This is a genomic window from Rothia sp. HMSC069C01 (assembly GCF_001814655.1).
GTDB lineage: Bacteria > Actinomycetota > Actinomycetes > Actinomycetales > Micrococcaceae > Rothia > Rothia dentocariosa.
Genome location: NZ_KV817379.1, coordinates 1 through 2107, shown reverse-complemented (window position 1 = coordinate 2107; position 2107 = coordinate 1). Strand labels below are relative to the sequence as shown.

At 44.4% G+C, this 2107-nt stretch carries 2 protein-coding genes and 2 pseudogenes; all 4 read right to left on the bottom strand.

All coding sequences use genetic code 11. The annotated features are described in order from the left end of the window. Window positions 1-425: pseudogene (locus HMPREF2981_RS10955) on the bottom strand (hypothetical protein); the annotation flags it as partial. A gap of 207 nt (window positions 426-632) precedes the next feature. Then, the gene (locus HMPREF2981_RS00610; RefSeq protein WP_004005358.1) at window positions 633-941 is read right to left on the bottom strand and encodes a hypothetical protein; all 309 of its coding nucleotides are present in this window, start codon (window positions 939-941) and stop codon (window positions 633-635) included. Between the two features lie 5 nt (window positions 942-946). After that, complete coding sequence (locus HMPREF2981_RS00605; protein ID WP_004005357.1) at window positions 947-1645, bottom strand: hypothetical protein; 699 nt, start codon at window positions 1643-1645, stop codon at window positions 947-949. 100 nt (window positions 1646-1745) lie between these two features. Continuing rightward, window positions 1746-2107 (bottom strand): annotated as a pseudogene (locus HMPREF2981_RS00600) (hypothetical protein); the annotation flags it as partial.

Here is a 2107-nt window from a genome sequence, read left to right as displayed (position 1 = left end):
ACTACAGGAAACTCTTCATAGATATTTCCACGTAAGGTTGAATAATAATAAACAATATCTTCAATTAGTTGGAGCATAAACTCGGCTCCATAACCATTATATAGATCAGGATGGGTAGAGAAGATATCTTCAAAATTCTTATAAAAAACAAAGAGGCCTTTACGCATATTAATGCCATAGATATCCCTAAGGTTTCCTTTGACCGCCATGGCATTGATATATCCATGCTCAGGAACTTTAAAGTTGAGTTCACGTAGAAGCCTTGTGCCGCAATCCTCAATATCCTCCACATTTGTACAGTCTACTTCAGCGATATACCATCCCTGCTCCTGTAAGCGAGGCTTCATGATTTTCTCCCAGTACCCGCTCTCCTGAGTGAACACAGGAACAATGAACTCATCTTCATGTTCGTTTTCATAAACCATATAGTTATTTCCTTGAGGAATCCAATATAAAAGTGGGGTTTATTCATACAGAACTTACTTAAGTCCCTTATGAGTAAACCCTTAAGCAACATTCCAAAATTTCAACCTCAAATGCTATCACGTTTATCCCATTCCTATAAGCCTCGGACCATCTAGGGTACACTGAAACTCTATTCGGCAAGCTAGTTGACTTCATTATTCTGACTACTAATCCGCCAAATAGGTTATACTCACGCGCACGATCTCGGTCATACCAGCCTTATCCACCGAATCCATCACCGAACACAACGCAGCCGATAACAACCGCGACTCAGCATAAGGACTAAACCGGTACTGCTGCAGGCTAGGTTTCTTACTCGCAGTCAGGGTCAGCATAAAATTCTCAAGCGACCAATCTGTAGAAGTTTGAACGGCCTTGACCATATCGAACCCATAAGCTTGCACCCATGCCTGATCTATAGATTGATTCTCGAACCCAGTACCAGTTGAATTATGCGGATACAGGCTGAACCTCAAGACGACTATTCTTCTACGGGATATCCTGCATCACCCGTGTACGCGGGACTCTCTGGGTACCTTTCAGGATCAAAAATCCACTCCCCCCGCTCATCACACCGAGGAGCCGGGAACCCCTGAGGGAAATATTTTTTCTTCCGCTCCTCATGCCAAGTCCACGGATACTCCACCACCTCCGGGCCAGCAATCAGAATCTCATTATTTCCTGTAAAGAACTGCTCCACACGCGGCAAAGAAGCCCGGCTCACCCCGAACCCGTACCCTAAAGTCACCTCATAATCATCCCCAGACCGAGGATATGGGCTAGGACGCATAGGATAGACCAGACGCATATAATCAACCATATGCACGGCATAGATAGCGTAACTATCGTTCCCTAAACGGTCCGCCATCGACAGTACGTCCTCAAAGTTTTTATAGTACACAAACAGCCCCTGACGCAGATCAAGCCAATCGACTGCAGTAGCGTATTCATAAGCCCACTCTGTATCGAACTCATGCAAGAAAGAGTCCCAGTCGAAATCCAGGGCTGTTAAAAAACGACGCCCAAAGTCCCGGGCATCTACCACACCGGCACAGTCAACCTCTGCGATATACCACCCTTCACGCTCAAGATAGGGCTTCATACAATTCTGCCAATACCCATCTTCCTCGATGAAGATCGGGGCGATGAAGGGTTTTGAAAGATTATGTTGATATGGCATAAGTTTTTCCTTTCAGGCTTAGTCAATAAGACGAATAAAAGTTAGATAATGACCTGGACTACGGTCCGTATTCTTTGTTTATGTTAACTTTCAGATGTTCTTATCTTGTACATCGTTTGTTATCGGTGTAGGTGGTACTTTCTGGGTACTCATCAGGATCATTAATCCAATCCGTACCATCCTCATACAACGGGTCAGGAAAACCATTCGGAAAGAAAAACTTCTTGCTCTTTTCCACTTTAGCCCAAGGGTACTCTGCCTCGTCTGCCGCGATGACTACTCGATTTTCAAAGAACTCTTCCATCTGGGACACGTTCTCTTGTGAAATATCAAAACCGTACCCCACAAGTACTTGATATGATCCACTACCATGTAGTGGACGACCAGCATAATTTACCTCCATGATCTCAAGGATATTCACACATGCGCTTATATCATCATCAGCCATAGTAAAAAGCTGCT